Annotated in this window: 17 protein-coding genes and 1 other RNA gene; 16 read left to right on the top strand and 2 right to left on the bottom strand. The window is 33.3% G+C overall.

The genetic code is table 11. The annotated features are described in order from the left end of the window. The first annotated feature begins 91 nt into the window (after positions 1–91). A complete protein-coding gene (gene smpB / locus BM183_RS08080; RefSeq protein ID WP_091685966.1) occupies positions 92–559 on the top strand; it encodes an SsrA-binding protein SmpB in 468 nt (155 codons plus the stop codon). 710 nt (positions 560–1,269) lie between these two features. Here smpB and BM183_RS08075 read toward each other — a convergent pair. Both BM183_RS08075 and BM183_RS08070 read right to left on the bottom strand, forming a co-directional pair. Next, complete coding sequence (locus tag BM183_RS08075) at positions 1,270–1,602, bottom strand: hypothetical protein (protein ID WP_091685965.1); 333 nt, start codon at positions 1,600–1,602, stop codon at positions 1,270–1,272. Positions 1,603–1,774: 172 nt separating this feature from the next. Beyond that, entirely contained in the window at positions 1,775–2,359 is a 585-nt protein-coding gene (locus BM183_RS08070) for a hypothetical protein (RefSeq protein ID WP_091685963.1), read from the bottom strand. A gap of 316 nt (positions 2,360–2,675) precedes the next feature. Here BM183_RS08070 and BM183_RS08065 point away from each other — a divergent pair, with 316 nt between their 5' ends. From BM183_RS08065 to BM183_RS08000, 15 genes are all read left to right on the top strand, one after another. Further along, positions 2,676–2,927, top strand: coding sequence for a hypothetical protein (locus BM183_RS08065; RefSeq protein ID WP_091685961.1), 252 nt, complete (start codon positions 2,676–2,678; stop codon positions 2,925–2,927). 130 nt (positions 2,928–3,057) lie between these two features. Continuing rightward, positions 3,058–3,404: a transfer-messenger RNA gene (gene ssrA / locus BM183_RS08060) on the top strand. A gap of 300 nt (positions 3,405–3,704) precedes the next feature. After that, positions 3,705–3,827 carry a hypothetical protein gene (locus BM183_RS21235; protein ID WP_276326324.1) on the top strand — a complete coding sequence of 41 codons (123 nt, stop codon included), beginning with the start codon at positions 3,705–3,707 and terminating at the stop codon, positions 3,825–3,827. Between the two features lie 318 nt (positions 3,828–4,145). Continuing rightward, on the top strand, positions 4,146–5,219 hold the full coding sequence (locus BM183_RS08055) for a galactose ABC transporter substrate-binding protein (protein ID WP_091685959.1): 1,074 nt from the start codon (positions 4,146–4,148) through the stop codon (positions 5,217–5,219). 182 nt (positions 5,220–5,401) lie between these two features. Further along, positions 5,402–6,898: a sugar ABC transporter ATP-binding protein gene (locus BM183_RS08050; RefSeq protein ID WP_091685958.1), complete on the top strand. Its 1,497-nt coding sequence runs from the start codon at positions 5,402–5,404 to the stop codon at positions 6,896–6,898. Between the two features lie 12 nt (positions 6,899–6,910). Continuing rightward, complete coding sequence (locus tag BM183_RS08045; RefSeq protein ID WP_091685956.1) at positions 6,911–7,909, top strand: galactose/methyl galactoside ABC transporter permease MglC; 999 nt, start codon at positions 6,911–6,913, stop codon at positions 7,907–7,909. 318 nt (positions 7,910–8,227) lie between these two features. Beyond that, positions 8,228–9,841, top strand: a complete 1,614-nt coding sequence (locus BM183_RS08040) for a response regulator (RefSeq protein WP_091685954.1) — start codon at positions 8,228–8,230, stop codon at positions 9,839–9,841. A gap of 83 nt (positions 9,842–9,924) precedes the next feature. Beyond that, positions 9,925–11,736 carry a sensor histidine kinase gene (locus tag BM183_RS08035; protein WP_091685952.1) on the top strand — a complete coding sequence of 604 codons (1,812 nt, stop codon included), beginning with the start codon at positions 9,925–9,927 and terminating at the stop codon, positions 11,734–11,736. Then, positions 11,733–12,698 (top strand): substrate-binding domain-containing protein, encoded by a 966-nt coding sequence (locus tag BM183_RS08030; protein ID WP_091685950.1) that lies wholly within the window; start codon positions 11,733–11,735, stop codon positions 12,696–12,698. Before BM183_RS08035 ends, BM183_RS08030 begins: the two co-directional genes overlap by 4 nt. A 10-nt stretch (positions 12,699–12,708) precedes the next feature. Then, on the top strand, positions 12,709–13,761 hold the full coding sequence (locus BM183_RS08025; RefSeq protein WP_091685948.1) for a galactose ABC transporter substrate-binding protein: 1,053 nt from the start codon (positions 12,709–12,711) through the stop codon (positions 13,759–13,761). Between the two features lie 304 nt (positions 13,762–14,065). After that, positions 14,066–14,626, top strand: a complete 561-nt coding sequence (locus BM183_RS08020; protein ID WP_091685946.1) for a hypothetical protein — start codon at positions 14,066–14,068, stop codon at positions 14,624–14,626. 307 nt (positions 14,627–14,933) lie between these two features. Next, positions 14,934–15,605, top strand: coding sequence for a response regulator transcription factor (locus BM183_RS08015; protein WP_091685945.1), 672 nt, complete (start codon positions 14,934–14,936; stop codon positions 15,603–15,605). Positions 15,606–15,625: 20 nt separating this feature from the next. Continuing rightward, positions 15,626–17,173: a sensor histidine kinase gene (locus tag BM183_RS08010; RefSeq protein ID WP_091685943.1), complete on the top strand. Its 1,548-nt coding sequence runs from the start codon at positions 15,626–15,628 to the stop codon at positions 17,171–17,173. Between the two features lie 82 nt (positions 17,174–17,255). Further along, on the top strand, positions 17,256–18,008 hold the full coding sequence (locus tag BM183_RS08005; protein ID WP_091685942.1) for a hypothetical protein: 753 nt from the start codon (positions 17,256–17,258) through the stop codon (positions 18,006–18,008). 19 nt (positions 18,009–18,027) lie between these two features. After that, positions 18,028–18,393, top strand: a complete 366-nt coding sequence (locus tag BM183_RS08000; protein ID WP_091685940.1) for a PH domain-containing protein — start codon at positions 18,028–18,030, stop codon at positions 18,391–18,393. Positions 18,394–18,668 lie beyond the last annotated feature (275 nt).

Genomic DNA, 18,668 nt, shown 5'->3' with positions numbered 1-18,668 from the left:
TTAACTTTATAATGGTTTAAAGCTTTTGTATAAAAGTTTATAAATTATTGTTATAAGCAATTAGTATATAGTCTAATTGTTGGGAGGATATATGTCAAAAGAAAGTATTAAAATGATTGCTAACAATAAAAAAGCAAGGTTTGACTATTTTATTGAAGATACCTATGAAGCAGGAATTGTCCTGCATGGTACCGAGGTAAAATCCTTGCGTATGGGAAAGTGCAGTATAAAGGAAGCCTATATCCGTATAGAAAATGGGGAAGTATACGTATATAACATGCACATCAGCCCATATGAAAAAGGTAATATATTTAATAAGGATCCTTTACGTATTAAAAAATTATTACTTCATAATTATGAAATAAATAAAATAATGGGTAAAATAGCCCAAAAAGGCTACACAGTAGTTCCCCTTACCGTATACCTAAAAGGCAGCCTGGTAAAAGTAGAAATTGGTTTGGCAAGAGGTAAAAAACTATACGATAAACGTGAAGACATAGCCAAGAAAGACCAGCGCAGAGAAGCAGAAAAAGATTTCAAAGTGAAGAATTTGTATTAAATTCAGTTTATTAAACGATAGGATGCTTTGCCCTGGTGTTTATTAAGAACTTCAGAGTTATTCATAGACTTTCATAATGTCTATGTTTATGATTACTAAGGATAACAGGTTGTGTTTTTTCCATGTGGTTACCCTCCTGGGGTATGTCTTTTAGACATACCTTCTTGGCAGGATTACGCCAAATAGAAAACGCACAACCTGTTTTCCTAATTTACATTTCTGAAGACATTATGAAAGCCTACGGATACCTTTCAAAGTTCAATTATATGTTAAAGCAAAGCTGCGTATTAATAATTTGTATTAAAAAATAATAATTCGTTAAGTACAGCATTGCTATAAAAATAATCTCTTTATAAGATAATTAAGTAAGTACATTTTATTTATACCTATAGCTCATACTAGTTTATAAAATAAATTTGCTAATAACAGCTTTGCTTCACTACATAAATTGATTAAGAAAGTGTTCATCAGCCTTTCATAATGACTCTCATAAACTAAATTAGGATAACAGGGTGTATATGATTAATTTTGCGTAATCCGGCCGACGAGGGTATCAGATGCTAAGCATCTGGGGTAGCAAAATTAATCATATCACCCTGTTATCCCTGAACACATAAATTACGTCATTATGAAAGCTTTAATGAGCACTTTCTGAGTTCCCACAACCTACAGAGCAAAGCATCCTACTAGGCATTTTTATTAGAAGTTTATCATTTGACACAATAGCCTGAAATAACCAGTGATTGAGCAGCAATTAAGATTTTAAACAGGTCATTTTTATTTAGTAGTTTGTCAATAGGGGTATGACATTTACAAGTGAATAATCCGGTTTCGCTGCATTGTTCACAATCTATGGTTTGAATGTGAATTCCATTTAGAAGGAAGTTACATTCATTTCCAAACTCAATAGTTCTTGCTTCAAAAGGCTTTAAACAGAACTCTTCTTTTTTAAATGTACAACCAACTTCTTCGCCTTTCCTAATTGACAACTCAACTTTTAATTTAAAACAGGTTTCATTTTTGAATTTTTTAATACCCTTCATGATATCAACTCCCGTCTGCCAAAATACAACTATATATTCAACAAAAATAATGATATGCTGTATAAAAACAAGTTAATTAATACATATATTAAAAATATAGTATTATAATTTTATTATATGTCGAATAATAAGAGAAGTGATAGGATTCAGACGGTTGTCGATAAAAATTCATCTAATGGTAAAATTGATTAATAAAGCCGTTCCATAGAATATCTGCTGTCATAAAAGAGTAGTATTCAATAAAATCATATTGAATAACATCTGCATAATATTGATTGGTTCTTCGTTTGTATATTTCATCGTTAAGCATATCTATGGTATTCTTAAAAATATTTTCTAATGTTTCTTGATTCCAATAAGGGTTTATACTGGAAAGTAATATTGAAAATTGCCCGGCAGCAGCACATAATGGAGTGTTTGCTTGATGAATCAGTGTATAGTCGGTAGTAGAGGGAGTAGTAAAAACCGTTGTTTTATAAGCATTAATAAGAGTTATTATAAGGGAATAGTAATTACGCAGGCTATTTTCAATTTCATTTCCTATGGCATCGCCATAATATAGACGAAATAAATTTCCAATATCGATGGCATTTTTGTATAATCGATCGGTTATAACTTCTATATCTCCCAATCCAGATATTATACTGATAATCAAGAATCTAGTCCAAAGACTTTGCTCGCTTAAAAGCTGTCTTAATAAATTCCTTAAGTCATCAGAAGTATAAAGTGGTTGGGCTGTATTGGGGTTACCGTCCATTTATAAAATCCTTTATTTTATTATATTGCTAAGATATGAATGATGAAAAATATTGATACAAAGCTTAAATCTATGGGATGAAAGAATTTTATAATAAAGCTGTTAAATTAAATCCTATCATAATGGTATTTATAAAAAAAATAATAAATTTTATATAAAAATTACAAAATATTGGAATAAAATATACAAATCCATCATATAATGAAAAGTAAGGTAGGCGTTATATCCTATGGGGTACGCCTGCTAGTTTTTTGTAAAAACTAGCACATATATCTTTTTGTTCTTATAGAGAATTAACCAGTCAGGAGGAGTAATAATGACATATGATGAATATAAGATGATAATCAGCCACTGCGTGGAGGATTATTGTAATAAGGGAGGTTCCTTATTAAAAATAGCTTTAAACATTTATGATAAAGAATACATATTTGAATATGACGAAGACTATACAGAGGATTACAAGAAATATCTTCTGGATAAAGCGTATAAAGCAATGGAAAAAGGAAAAGATTTGCCTAGAGGAATACGTTTATCTAAAGTTAATTTTAAACGAAATAGAAAAAAATAAATATTTATTAAAACGTCACATTTTAGACACAAATTTCGGTTATACTTAATTTGTAACTGAGATACACGTCTGCAAGCCAAGTATCTACTGCCTATGAAATAGCAGCGGCAGTATTCATCCGTAACTATACGGGGTTGTACTGGTTTCGACGGGGGTTTTGAAGTTGCGGAAGCCATTCGCGGACTAGGACCGCGTCAACAACTTAGAAATAAATATAAACGCAGACGAAAATTTAGCGTACGCTGCCTAGTGGCAGCTGTCGAACTTAAGCAACTTGCGGCTTAAGATCTCGGCATCAAATTAGCAAGGCACTTTGTCTACAAAGCTTTGAGTAGATAAAAGAATTTATGAAGCTACTAAAGTCAATAGCCTGTCAACCGGCGATTGATGGAGGGAATGTCAAATGATTGACTGTAATGGGAGATGCTGCAATGAATGGGCTTTCGGACAGGGGTTCGATTCCCCTCAGCTCCATTTTAAAAGATTAATAACATTTAGAAGTGCTTTGAACCTTGTAAAATATATGGTTTAAAGCATTTTTTGTTGTATATATAAAACCTAAAAATATAATTTTACATATTGTCTTACTTATGATGAACAGTCAGAGACAATTATGACACATTATATAAAGCTTGTGGAAAGATTACCTCATAGTGTGTAGGGGATGGGATGTGGTTCATTTATATTTTTTGATATAATTTCAGAATATAATAAATACTGTATATGTAAATATAGTATGGTATAATAAGTTCTAAAGATAAGAATTGGGGGGATAATATGAATATAGCAATATGGTGTATTGTGTTTGGAATAACACTGGGGGGAATATTATCAATAGCAAGATCTTCCAAGGATAAAGGAAGGAAAAATATTAAATTAAGGGTTAAAAAATTAAATTGAATATGTTATTAAAAAGTCATAGCAAGGTACTATGACTTTTTTTATACCCTAAATTACCACTTGGCGGCAACTTAAATATAACTATTTATAAAATATTGCTAAGCATAATATAATGAAGTGGATTATTCATTAAAAGATGCACAATAAAACAAATAAAACTACAGGAAAAATATAAATAGTTAATAAATTCTATGGTAGATAGAAGAAAATCGTATGTATTTTAAAAATTTAATTTGTTATTATTTTATTGTAATTAAAAACGTACCGTAATTTTATTGCGGAAAACAAAGTCTATACTTCAATGAAGGAGGATAAGTAATGAAAAAGTTTTTAGTTTTACTTCTTAGTTTAGTTATGTTAACTACACTATTGGCAGGTTGCGGGGGAAAAAAAGAGAAACCAACTGACTCAGGTAATACTACAACAGACGATACTGCAAAAGACAACGATGCGAAAGACGATACAAAAGACGATACTACAAAAGACGATCCTGCTACTGGATCAAAGACAGTTAAAGTTGGTATTACAATCTACAAATTCGATGACAACTTCATGACTCTATACAGAGAAGAACTAGAAAGATATTTTAAAGAAGAATTAAGTAATGACGAAGTTACATATGAAGTAACAGTAGTTGATGGTAAAAATGATCAGGCTGAACAGACAAATCAAATTCAGACATTCATTGCTGATAAGTATGATGTAATTATTGCTAACTTAGTACAATCATCGTCAGCTTCCACAGTAATTAATATGTGTAAAGATGCTAATATCCCTGTTATATTCATTAACCGTGAGCCTACCGCTGAAGACTTAGATCTTTGGGATAAAGTTGCATATGTTGGTGCAGATGCAAGACAGTCCGGCACAATGCAGGGCGAAATCATTTATGATTTAAAAGACCATGGTGATCTGAATGGTGATGGTAAAGTTAGCTACGTAATGGTAATTGGAGATCCTGAGAACGTTGATGCACAATATAGAACTGAGTTCTCTGTGAAAGCACTTACAGATAAAGGTATAGAGGTAGAAGAATTAGTTGCTCAACGTGGCGACTGGGATCAGGCAAAAGGTCAGGAAATCGTAGCAGCAGCTTTAACACAGTATGGTGATGCAATTGAAGTTGTATTCTGTAACAATGACGCTATGGCACTAGGTGCCCGTCAGGCAATTGAATCTGCTGGAAGAAAAGTTGGTGAGGACATTTACTTAGTAGGTGTTGATGCTCTTGATGAAGTAGTAGCTTGTGTTCAATCAGGTGAAATTACCGGTACCGTTTTGAATGACCACAATGGTCAGGCTCATACTGCTGCTGTAGTAGCTATTAAAGCTGTTAACGGCGAAGCATTAGATAAGAATTATACAGTTGACTACGTAAAAGTAACAAAGTAATAATATAATCCAAATTTTTAATGGGCTGTTACAAAACGTCAATAACAAAATTTCTACGATGCGTTTTGGACAGTCCATTATTGTAATAAAAGACAAGACATAAATTCCATTGCTATATGGAAAAAAATCCATTGAAACGTTGGAAAAATTCCATTAATACGTTGGAATAGGAGGTTGAACCAATGTCAGAGTATTTGTTGGAGATGAATGGTATAAGTAAAAGCTTCCCAGGTGTTAAAGCACTTGATCATGTAACATTAAAAGTCAGACCGGGTACTGTTCATGCTCTTGTAGGCGAAAATGGTGCCGGAAAGTCTACTTTAATGAAATGTTTGTTTGGAATTTATTCCAAAGATGAGGGAGAAATCATTATTGAAGGTAAACCGATACATATTGCGAATCCATATGATGCATTAACCAAGGGTATAGCCATGGTTCATCAGGAATTGCAACCAATTATGGAACGGAGTGTTGCTGAGAATATTTATTGTGGAAGGTTCCCTTTAAAGCATGGCCTATTTATAGATCATAAAAGAATGTATGAAGATACGGAACGATTGCTAAAAGAAGTAAAAATGAATTTTGATCCAAAGGTGAAACTTTCTACATTATCTGTTTCACAAATGCAGGCTATAGAAATTGCAAAAGCAGTTTCTGCCAATGCTAAAATAATTATTATGGATGAACCTACGTCCTCTTTAACACAGAACGAAGTGGACAATTTATTTGAAATTATAAACTCACTACGAAAAAAAGGAATTTCTATTATATATATATCACATAAAATGGATGAAATCCTCAGCATTTCTGATGATGTCACTATAATGCGGGATGGACAATATATTGGTACCTGGGAAGCAAAGGAATTAACCATTGATATGATAGTAACTAAGATGGTGGGTCGTGAGTTGAAAAACCTCTATCCGCCGAAAAGCAATATACCCGAGGAAGTAGTACTTGAAGTGAAAGGATTGACATCAATATCTGAGAAGTCTTTTAAAGATGTAAGCTTTCAGTTACGAAAGGGAGAAGTGTTAGGAATTGGGGGACTGGTTGGTGCCCAGCGCTCGGAACTTTTCGAAGCTGTCTTTGGTATCAGAGGTATTAAGAAAGGTACGATTACATACAAAGGGAAAGAACTTAAGATTAAACGTCCACATGATGCCATAAAGCAAGGTATCGCCCTTTTAACAGAGGATAGACGGGCAACTGGCATCTTTGGAGTTTTATCCATAGCTGAAAATATATCAGTAGCCTCCTTGGATAAATATGTAAAACTTGGATTTTTGAATGAACGGAAAGTAGAAAATCTGGTGCAGGAAAATGTCAAAAAATTAAGTATTAAAACGCCAAGCAGTAAAACAAAGATACAAACACTTTCCGGTGGTAATCAGCAGAAAGTAATTATCTCCCGCTGGCTGGCCAATGACCCTGATATATTTATCTTAGATGAGCCTACTCGTGGTATCGATGTTGGTGCAAAATATGAAATTTATACAATAATTGCAGATCTTGCTAAGCAGGGGAAGAGCATTATTATGATTTCATCCGAACTTCCTGAGCTTATTGGAATGTCAGACAGAGTATTAGTTATGTGTAACGGAAAAGTAAGCGGCGAAGTTTCAAAAGAAGATGCTACCCAAGAGAATATCATGAGTTTAGCTACTAAATTTGCATAAGGAGGGTAAAAAATGCAAAAATCATCGAAGATAAATAAAAAAGCAATATCTAGTTTCGTTCAAAATAATGCGATTATAATTATAATATTAATGATTATTATATTTGTAGGTATTAAAACAGATAATTTTTTATCCATGGATAACTTTAAAAATCTGGCAGTAAATACAGCTCCACGTTTTATTATTGCTTTAGGTGTCAGTGGATGCTTAATTACTAAGGGCACCGACTTGTCAGCCGGCCGTATTGTTGGACTTGGTGCATGTATTGCAGCTAGCTTATTACAAAGTTCAGATGCTTCAGGTAAAGTATATCCGAATCTTTCAGATCAGAATATCTTATTGGTATTTGCATTAACACTAGCAATTTGTGGTGTATTTGGTTTTATGAACGGTGCTATTATATCATTCCTTAAGGTTCCACCATTTATTACAACCTTAGGAATGCAGACACTAGTCTATGGTATCTGCCTTGTTTATACCGGATCTAAACCAATAGGTAGTTTACGAAAGGATTATACCAGAATTGCACAAGGTAGTATATTCAAAATTCCTTATTTATTAATATTTGCGGTTGTTTGTGGAGCTTTAATGTGGATTTTATACAATAAGACCCGACATGGCAAATATATGTATGCAATTGGTGGAAATGAAAGTGCAGCTGAAGTTGCAGGTGTTAATACAAGCAGAGTTAAGATTAAAATTTACACTTTAGCGGCTGTTCTTTATGGACTGGCTGGTATCTTGTTAGCGGCAAAGGCTGGTGGAACATCAGTCCAAATGGGTGGAGGCTATGAATTGGAAGCAATTGCTGCCTGTACCATCGGTGGTGTATCAACCAATGGTGGTGTTGGTAAGGTATCCGGTATCTTAATTGGTGTACTTGTGTTTGAATTATTAAAGATTTCTCTTCAGTTCTTAGGTGTAGAATCATCCTATACCTATATCGTTCAGGGTCTGGTAATTATCATTGCAGTTGCCCTTGACTTAAGAAAATATTTGGCTAAGAAATAATTTTGATAAGGAAAAAGGGATTATAATTACTAGGGTTCTATTACAGTGATTATACATCCCTTTATTTTGCAGTACATAAAATTTAAAATTTTAAAGTGTCATATATGGAAGATTGTGGTATAATGGATTATGGACAAAATGTATAACAATCTTAAAAGAATATAATGTATTTTGTATACTTTTAAAGAATAGCAAAACTAAGATGCCTTATTTTGTATTTGTATTATATGGTACAAGTTATGCTGTCTCGAAGTATTCTTTTTAAAATAAACTAACGGTAATATATCAGGCTAATTAAGTATTTAAAGGAGACAGGACATGAAGCGATACACCGTTATTCTGGTTGATGATGAAGAAGAAGTTCGTCAGGCGATTATTAATAAATTAGATTGGGAAGCCATCGGCTTTCAGGTAATCGGAGCTGCGGACAATGGAGAAGATGCTTTGGAACTTGCAGAGCGTTTACGTCCGGATGTTGTAATGACAGATATTAAAATGCCATTTATGGATGGCCTAACTCTATCAAATAAATTGAAACAGATTTCTAAAGATATTAAGATTATTGTTTTTTCTGGATTTGATGAATTTGAATATGCCCAAGAAGCAATTAAATTAGAAGTAGAAGAGTATATCTTAAAGCCAATAAATGCGGCTAAATTAAAAGCGGTATTTGCCAGAATTAAAGTAAAACTGGATAATGAAATTAATAGGAAACGTGATATAGAACAGTTGCGTAAATATTACTTAGAAAGTCTACCGGTAATGAAAGAACAATTTCTGATTGGTCTGCTGGAAGGAAGGTTATCCAAACAACGACTTGTTGAATTAATGAATTCTTATGAATTAAATCTGAATTATCCATATTACATGACGGGAATTGTTAACATCGATAAATCCTCCAAAAAAAATGCAGATATTCTTGAGACAGAGGGATTTATAACAGTATCATTAAAACAGATCGTAGATGAGAATCTATCCTCCTGCTGTGAGTTTTATAGCTGTATTTATCTGGAGTCAGTAGTTGTTATAGCATTACTTACAGATTTAAAACAAAGTAATGATTTCATACATACTATGGATCAAATTTGTAAAAGTGCATTTCGTATCCTTGAGAATAATACTTCAGCGGGAATAGGTTTTATCTGTAGTGATTTAATGGAATTAAGCCGTTCTTACCAAAGTGCCCAAAATGCCATTGATTACCGCATTCTATTTGAACCGAACCAGGTGATCTACATTCAGGACGTGGAGGCACAGGTAAATGACGGGAATATCTGGGACAGCAGTTATACGGAGAACATACTACGGGAGATTAAATTAGGAGAAGTGGAACATTTAGAAAAAGCCATTCAGGAGCTGATTGGATATATTAAAAAAACTGCCATTTCATTTCAACTTTTCCAGATATCCTTAATGGAAATGGTTACAGAAATATATAAACTTGGCCGTACCTATCAAATAGACATGGACAAGGTGTTTGGAATGGACTTTAATTTCAATGATAAGATTTATCAATTTAAATCTTCCGAAGCACTTAAACAATGGCTGATAGATATCTGCATGAAAGTAAGAGGGAGTATCCGCAGGGAGCGAATTGATTCTGCCAAATTACTGATTGAAAAGGCAGTAGAATATATTGACCAGCATTATCAAAATAGTGATTTGTCAGTGGATACCTTATGCAATTACTTGAATGTCAGTGCCACCTATTTCTCAACTCTCTTTAAGAGAGAAATGGGTATGAGTTTTGTTAATTACCTTACCAAAGTACGGTTGGATAAAGCTCTGCAATTGTTAAACACAACGGATGAGAAAACCTATAATATTTCCACAATGGTTGGATATATGGAACCGAATTATTTTAGTTATGTTTTCAAAAAGCAATATGGTGTCTCACCTTCTAATTATCGTAAAAAATATTCCGCTAAATAAATTTATACTCAATGAAAAGGAATTGAAGCATGAAAGCAGAACAAATAGGTATTTCGGTTAGAGATATGAAAGGTTAACAAATCATGAAAGCAAAAATTATCAAACTCCTGCAAAGAGCAGTGCATTATTATAGGCATAAAAGCATTCAGTTTACGCTATCCATTTCCTTTACCTTAGTAGCGTTAACTGGTATGGGCTTTATGGGCACTATAATTTATTCCCGCTTTATTTCTTCCACAAAGGAAATTATCATAGGGAATAATAAACAGGTAATTGAGCAGGTTAATCTGAATTTAAATATATACCTTAGGAATATGATGAGAATTTCCAATGCAATGTATTATAGTGTGATTAAAAAGATAGATTTGTCTAACGAGAGTTTGGATAAAGAAATGAATCTTCTTTATGAAGCGAATAAGGATAATCTGGTAAGTATCGTCTGTTTTCGTAGTAACGGCTCTTTAGTAGCAGCTACACCAATTAACAATCTTAAGAAAAATCTTCATGTGACTAAGCAGAACTGGTTTGTCAAAGCCAATCAGGAGATAGAAAATCTGCACTTTTCTACACCCCATGTTCAAAATCTTTTTCATGACAGCAGCTTTAATTATCATTGGGTCATTTCACTTAGCAGGGTGGTTGAACTAACTTACAATGGTAATATTAACAGGGGTATTCTGCTGGTAGATATGAATTATAGCGGTATAGAGCAGATATTTGCCAAGGTGAATTCTAATAATTCAGGCTATGTATATTTAATAGACAGTAATGGTGAGATTATTTATCACCCGAAACAGAATCTTATAAACTCCAGCTTGCTCCATGAAAATAATAAAGTTGCTGCCACCTATAAAGATGGTACACATGAAGAAGATTTTGAAGATGAGGAACGAATTGTTACTGTAAGAACGGTTGGTTATACCGGATGGAAAATCGTGAATGTCACACCGGCAAAAGAATTTTATATGAGTTATAATCAGATGAAATTTTTTACCGGAATGATTATTGCACTAACCATCTTTCTTATTACCTTTGCGATTCAGTTTGTATCCTATCTGATTAGTAATCCGCTAAAAAAACTGGACGACTCCGTAAAAGATCTGGAATATGGTAAGCTGGACTTAAATATATATATCGGTGGCTCATACGAGATTCAGCATCTGGGCAGGACCATTACTTCTGTTGTATTACAGATGCATGAGTTAATGAAAGAAATTGTTATAGAACAAGAGAAGAAGAGAAAGAGTGAATTCGAATCACTCCAAGCTCAGATCAACCCACATTTCCTTTATAATACATTAGATTCCATCGTATGGATGGTGGAAAGTGAAAGGTACCAGGAGGCAATTTCTATGGTTACCGCATTGGCAAGCCTTTTTCGAATTAGTCTTAGTAAGGGCAAGAATATTATAACCATACAGGAAGAAATTGAACATGCACAGAATTACTTATATATTCAGAAAATCCGCTATAAAAACCGTTTTCAAGTAAAAATAGATATTGCTTCAGAGATTTATGAATGCAGTACCATTAAGCTGATTGTGCAGCCCTTATTGGAGAACGCAATCTATCATGGAGTGGAATACATGGACGGTGAAGGAGAGATAACAATTAAAGGTTACTTAAAAGACGAAGATATCTATATTGATGTCATAGACAATGGTCTTGGTATGCCGGAGGAAGAAATAAATTTAATATTAAGGGATAACACACGGGTTCACAAGAAAGGATCCGGTATTGGGTTAAGTAATGTTCATCAGAGGATTCAGCTTTATTTTGGTCCGAAATATGGACTTTTGATTGACAGTGAACTGGATGAAGGTACAACGGTTCATATACATCTGCCCCGTGTTAAGTATAATGGGAATACTCTGAATGGGGAGGAAGACTCATGATTAAAAATAAGAAATTCGTCATGGTAATGGCACTTCTGTTCTGTTTGTTCGGATTATTGTTTATCAGTACATATTTATATATCAATGATACCAATAAAAAAGAAACAAGAACAAGGATATCTGTAATTGTATATGGAAGCAACAGTGACCGGTGGACGACTTTAAAGCAGGGGATTGATCAGGCCACAGAGGATTTTGGGGCAGAAGTGAATTTCTGCCTGATGTCTTCTGAAACTGATGCAAAGGAACAGACACTATTGTTGGAGCGGGAAATTGAAAATGGCTCCAAGGGTATTATTATAGCAGTTACAGACAGTAGGAATATGGCGGAAACTATTCAGGAAGCTTCACTGAAAGTGCCGGTCATTATGGTTGAAACCAAGGCTGATGATGTGGATAATATTATCTACATTTCTGCAGATAATTACAGTATGGGATTGAATATTGGAAGATCTGTTTATCTTAATAGTAAAAAGAATAGTAAAGTTGCAGTTTATGTTAAAAAGATGCAGCGCAGCAGTGTTTATGAAAGATATCAGGGGTTCATGGATAGCTTTAAATATACGGAAAATAAAATAACTGGCTGGGAACTGGCAAAGGATGATGATCCTGCTGAGTATCTGAAGAGAATGATAAAAGAAGACCCGGTGGATGTGATAGTTGCATTGGATGATATGAGTTTAGAGGAGGTTATCGATGCTGTTCAAGGTACTGCAACCTCTTTAGAAGTTTATGGAATTGGCAGTACGAGTAAAATCGTACATAATCTTGATTATGGAGTGATTAATTCTATTGTTTTTCAGAATGAATTTAATATGGGTTATTTAAGTTTACAGGAAGTGCTTAGTAATATTCACCACAACGGTGGTGTACCGGATATTGAAGTTGAGTTTCGAACAGTAAACAGGGAAACCATGTATTTACCGAAAAATCAAAGACTGGTGTTCCCAATTGTACAATAAGGAGGGCCTTATGACTTCTAAAAAAACCATATTACCGGTGATTATTGTATTTATTATTATCAGTATTCTTCTGATTCATTATTGGAATGGTAATAGTGAGGGTAAAGAAGATTCTGATCAGAAAACAAGTATGAAAATTGGAGTAAGTATCTATAATCAATATGATACCTTTATTTCCGGTCTGGTAGATTATTTGATAGAAGCGGCGAAACTCAAGGAACAGGAAGAAGGAATCTCAATAACACTAGACATAGCAAATGCCGGTGGAAGTCAGGTATCCCAGAATTATCAGGTGGAGAATTTTATTAAGGAAGACTATGATATCCTTTGCATCAATCTGGTTGATAGAACAGATGCTTCCGTAGCAATTGATATGGCAATGAATGCTGGTATTCCAATCATTTTCTTCAACAGGGAATTAGTAGAAAAGGATTTGCAGCGCTGGGATAAATTATTCTACGTTGGTGCAGTAGCCTTTGAATCTGGAATCATGCAGGGGCAGATTGTAGTAGATGCTTGTACTAAGGATTTTAATTCAATAGATAAAAACGGTGATGGCATATTGCAATATGTTATCCTGGAAGGTGAACCGGGACATCAAGATGCATTAATACGAACAGAATATGTGATAAAAACAATCACAGAGGCCGGTATTAAAGTAGAAAAGTTAGGCGATGAAATTGCTAATTGGTTTCGGGCTCAGGGAGAGACTAGAATGTCGAAACTGCTTGAGAACTATAACGGTGAGATAGAGATTGTCATAGCGAATAATGATGATATGGCGTTAGGAGCAATTGATGCCATTAAAAAAAGTATGATAGAGGATGCTCCGGCAGTGGTTGGAATTGATGGCACAACAGTTGGTCTGGAAGCTGTAAGGAATGGAGATATGATAGGAACGGTTTTAAACGACAGTAAGGGGCAGGCATTTGGAATTATTGACTTGGCTTATCCGTTGGTATTTGATAAAAAGCTTCCTGAGGATTTGATTGATGGCAAGTACATTCGTAAGCCCTATATTATTGTAACAAAAGATAATGTTGAAGAGATTATCGGTCAATAAGTTACTGGAACATGTAAAATGGGAAAATAGTACCATTTATCAACATATATGGTGATAATCCCTTTTCTGTACCTTTATCCATAACATCAGATGATACTGGCTTTTCATAAGAATTAAAGAATAAAGGCATTGTTAATTTAGTACTCTAGTAGGAAACTATACTATTTTACGTATATGGGAAGTATTACATAATTGAAATGGATATGGTATAATTTTTATAGTACATTTACCATAGTTGTTAAATATGGTAGTGAATATTCCGATGTATTATATTAGTACATGAAATTAGCAAAGAGGTGAGAATATGGGAGAAAGCCAGAATCAAGTAAATGGATTTATCTTTAATACCAACGAGGACTTTAGCAGAGCAAAGGAAGAACAAGAGGTAATTGATCACTTTAAAACGAAAGTAGATTTATCTGATCCAAATGATACTCTAAAACTATATAATAGATTTATTGAAAAAAACACTTTCCAAACACCTGTGGGATATCTGTTCTTAAAGGAATTGCAGGAGAGCATTTTAAAATCCGGTATTATTAAACCGGAGGAAATGCAGAAAATTAACTATATTTCTCAGAATCCAAGTACAAAGACAGTGAAAAAAGAAGTAGATTCTTTGGCTTTGAATAAATACAAAGAAATGGTGCAGAACTTAAAAATAAAACTGCGAAATTCAAGAATTATTAATCTGTTTTTTCTAGTCATTGTGATTGCTATGATTATTATTGCAATCTATAGTGATAAAACTGTTTTCACTAATTTTGAGAATGAAGTTATTGATCATTATGCAAGCTGGGAAGAAGAATTAAAGTTGAAAGAAAAGGAGCTAGAGGAAAGAGAAGCCAAGCTTAACAAAGAATAGTAAAGTATATAATTAATAAGTATAAGGTATATGACTAAGAAATAAAATACAAAGTGCAAAAAATAAAATACAAGAAAAAAATGATACAATTAAGTAAACATAGTATAAATCAAAAAATTTTCACAATTATAGTATATAGTATAAAATAAATAAGCAATCATTGGTTATGTTATTTAAGGATAGTATTATCAGTTTTGTATTATATGTTCTTTAGTTTACTTTTATTTAGATAATACTTATTCGCTGTAATTACATCATAATTAACCTGTAACTTGCTGTTATATTATATGGAATTGAGGGATGCACTATGGATAGATTAAAAATATTAGTGGTTGATGATGAGAGCAGAATGCGAAAATTAGTAAAGGACTTTCTAACCAAACAGAACTTTGAAGTAATAGAAGCAGAAAATGGAGAACAGGCTGTTGATATCTTTTTCTCCGTAAAAGATATTGCATTAATTATTTTAGATGTGATGATGCCAAAAATGGATGGCTGGCAGGTGTGCCGTGAAATTAGGCAATATTCCAAGGTACCTATAATTATGTTGACAGCAAAAAGTGATGAGAAAGATGAATTACTTGGTTTTGAATTAGGGGTGGATGAATATATTTCTAAGCCCTTTAGTCCAAAGATTTTGGTAGCCAGAGTGGAAGCAATTTTAAGGAGAACCAATTCTTTAGAAGAAGAAGTTACTGAGGTGGGAGGCATTATCTTAGATAAAGCAGCTCATCAGGTAAGGATAGAAGGTGAAATTATTGATTTAAGTATTAAAGAATTTGAATTGTTATCCTACTTTATTGCAAATCAAGGAGTGGCATTATCCAGAGAAAGAATATTGAATAATGTATGGAATTATGATTATTTTGGAGATGCCAGAACCATTGATACCCATGTTAAAAAGTTAAGAAGTAAAATGGGTTCAAAAGGTGATTACATTAAAACTATATGGGGGATGGGATATAAATTCGAGGTATAATAGACAGGAGCAAGTTTAAAATGAAATATATTTTTCGTAAACCAATAATAAAATTTAAAGCCTATTGTTCAAGTCTTAGAGATAATAGAATTTTTAATCCTTATTCCTTAAGAGTAAAGTTAACCTCTATATTGACAGCATTAGTTTTTATAACTATTTTTGCTATATGGATATTTAACAGAACATTTCTGGTTGATTATTATCTTCATAGTAAAATGAATACCTTAGGTAAAACCTTTGATGAAATCGGTGCCATATATAAAGATAATAAAATATCAGAATCGGAGCTGATTCAAATAGAAAGAATCTGCGAAAATAGAAACTTAAGTATATATGTTATTACGGATAAGTTTATTGTAGAATATCCTCCAAGCGAGAATAGCGAAAAGGTATTAAGCAGAATTGACTTTTTGATAAAAAATTATATTTTTAACAGCAAACAAGGAGCCATTAAAAGTACCGCTGATTATACTATTTATAAGTCCTATGATCAGCATATAGGGTCTAATTATGTTGATCTGTTTGGTACCATTGAAAATGGACATATTGTTTATCTGCGTACGAACCTGGAGAGCATGCAGGAAAGTGTAGTTATTGCAAATAAGTTCCTGGCTTATGTAGGTATTATGTCTGTCATTATCGGTACATTAATTATGTTCTATGTAAGCAAGAGATTTACCAAACCCATTCATCAATTAGCTGGTATAGCAAAGAAAATGAGTGACCTGGATTTTGATATTAAATATGATGTAATTGGTCATGACGAAATAGGGGAACTGGGCTGCAGCATTAACAGCCTGTCAGAGAAGTTGGAGAAAACCATTTCTGAGTTAAAAAGTGCTAATAATGAGCTGCTTTCTGATATTCAGAATAAAACACAGATTGACGAGATGAGAAAAGACTTCTTATCTAATGTATCTCATGAATTGAAAACTCCCATTGCTCTTATTCAAGGATATGCGGAAGGCTTAAAGGATAATGTTAATGAGGATGAAGAAAGCAGGGAGTTTTACTGTGATGTCATTATTGATGAAGCAAAAAAGATGAATACTATGGTTCAAAAATTGATTTCACTGAATAAGTTGGAATTTGGCGGCAATCAAGTGAATATTGAACGATTTGATGTTGTTGCTTTAATTAAAACAGTGCTAAATTCTACAGAGATCTTATTCCAGCAAAAGGATGTAATACTACATTTTGAAGAATATAGTCCGATATATGTATGGGCAGACGAATATTTGGTAGAAGAAGTTTTGACCAATTATATCAGTAATGCCTTGAATCATGTGGATGGGGAAAAGATTATAGAAATCAAATTAATTCAGGAGCAGGATGTTGTAAGAATCGCTGTATTTAACACAGGAGCCAATATCCCGGAAGAGGAATTAGATAAAATCTGGGTAAAATTTTATAAAGTTGATAAAGCAAGAACCAGGGAGTATGGCGGCAGCGGTATTGGATTATCCATAGTAAAAGCTATTATGGACTCTCTAAATAGAGAATGTGGTGTTATGAACCGGGAAACAGGCGTAGAGTTCTGGTTTGAACTGGATACAAAAATGAATTAAATTTGTATTATTATAATTCTTATTGCCGAAATTCACAAATAGTGGTACTATGTAAATGGATAAAAAACATGGGAGGTATGTAATGTTTAAGAAACTAAAGATGATAGGCCTGATGATTTTCTGCGGGGGAATGCTGACAGGCTGTATGCAGACAGTAGACATGACAGGTCAGGAAAGTAATATGATTGCAGAATCAATGGCAGGTATATTATTAAAATACGATAAAACTTATGAAGGTGATTTGATTTATCAAGAATCAAAAGATTTAAGAGCAGAAATAGAGTCCAAAGAAAAAAAATCTAAGGATCTGGAAGTGACAACCCTAACTACCGGCGGACAAAAAGCAAACAAAGACAAGAATAAATCAAACTCCGATGATATGGTCACTTCTGGAAAAAAAGCAGGAAAAACAGGTAAGAGTTATAATCTAAATGAAACCATAGGGAATAAGGATTTTAAAGTATCTTTTCAAAAATATGAAACCAGTAAAAGCTATCATGGAAATATAAGCAATCAAGCTTTTTCTATTGATGCATCTGATAAGAATCAGTTGCTGATAGCTTATTTTGATATAACCAATTTAACAAAGACAAGCCAAAACTTTAATTTAATCAATTCGGGCCTTGAATATCATTTACAGGTAGATAAAGAAACCACCTACAAGCCATTAATAACCTTATTAGTAAACGATATACAATACATTAATCTGGACTTTGCGGCCAAAGAAACAAAGGAAGCGGTTATTCTTTTTGAAATACCCAAAGATATTGATTTATCTAATGTAGAAATGATAGTAAGTAACAAAGATAACTCATTAAATGTCAACATGAAATAAATTTATAAGGAGCAAAGAAATGATTTATGTAGAAAGGAAAAGAACCAAGTTTCTGGCTTTGCCTATTTGTTTTACAACTTATACAATATCGGATGAAAAGATTACGATTACAAGCGGTTTTCTTAGTATTACAGTAGATGACGCATTTATGTATAAGGTTCAGGATGTAAAATTAACAAGAAGTTTGATGGAGAGAATATTCAAGTTAGGAACTATTACCTGCTATACCGGTGATACCACTCATCCGGAACTGAAACTTCTACATATTAAAAGGTCAAGTGAAATAAAAGATTTTCTTCTGGTGGCCTCGGAAGAAGCCAGAAGAAAGAGAAGAACCATTCATAATATGGATATCGATAATTTTGATATTGAGGACAATGAGTGAGTAATTTATTAATGGTTATCAATCTATCATGTAGGGATAAAATCAAAGAAGCTGTTGCCAAACAATAACTGTTATTCTTAAGAGCAGCTTGAGGAATCTAATTTATAAGTGAGATTCTTCGAACGAAATTCAGCATAGCTGAATTAGTGCTTAGAATGACAGGTTTGCAACAGCTCCTACTTTTGTTCAAAAATATGCGAATATTTTCAATTATATAGGGTAATACAATAAAAAGAGAAAGGCCAGTTACAAAACAATTTGTAAAAGACCTTCTC

The organism is Anaerocolumna aminovalerica (assembly GCF_900115365.1).
Lineage (GTDB): Bacteria > Bacillota > Clostridia > Lachnospirales > Lachnospiraceae > Anaerocolumna > Anaerocolumna aminovalerica.
Note: the sequence above shows the minus strand (reverse complement) of the source record. Positions and strands in the feature narration are given on the sequence as shown.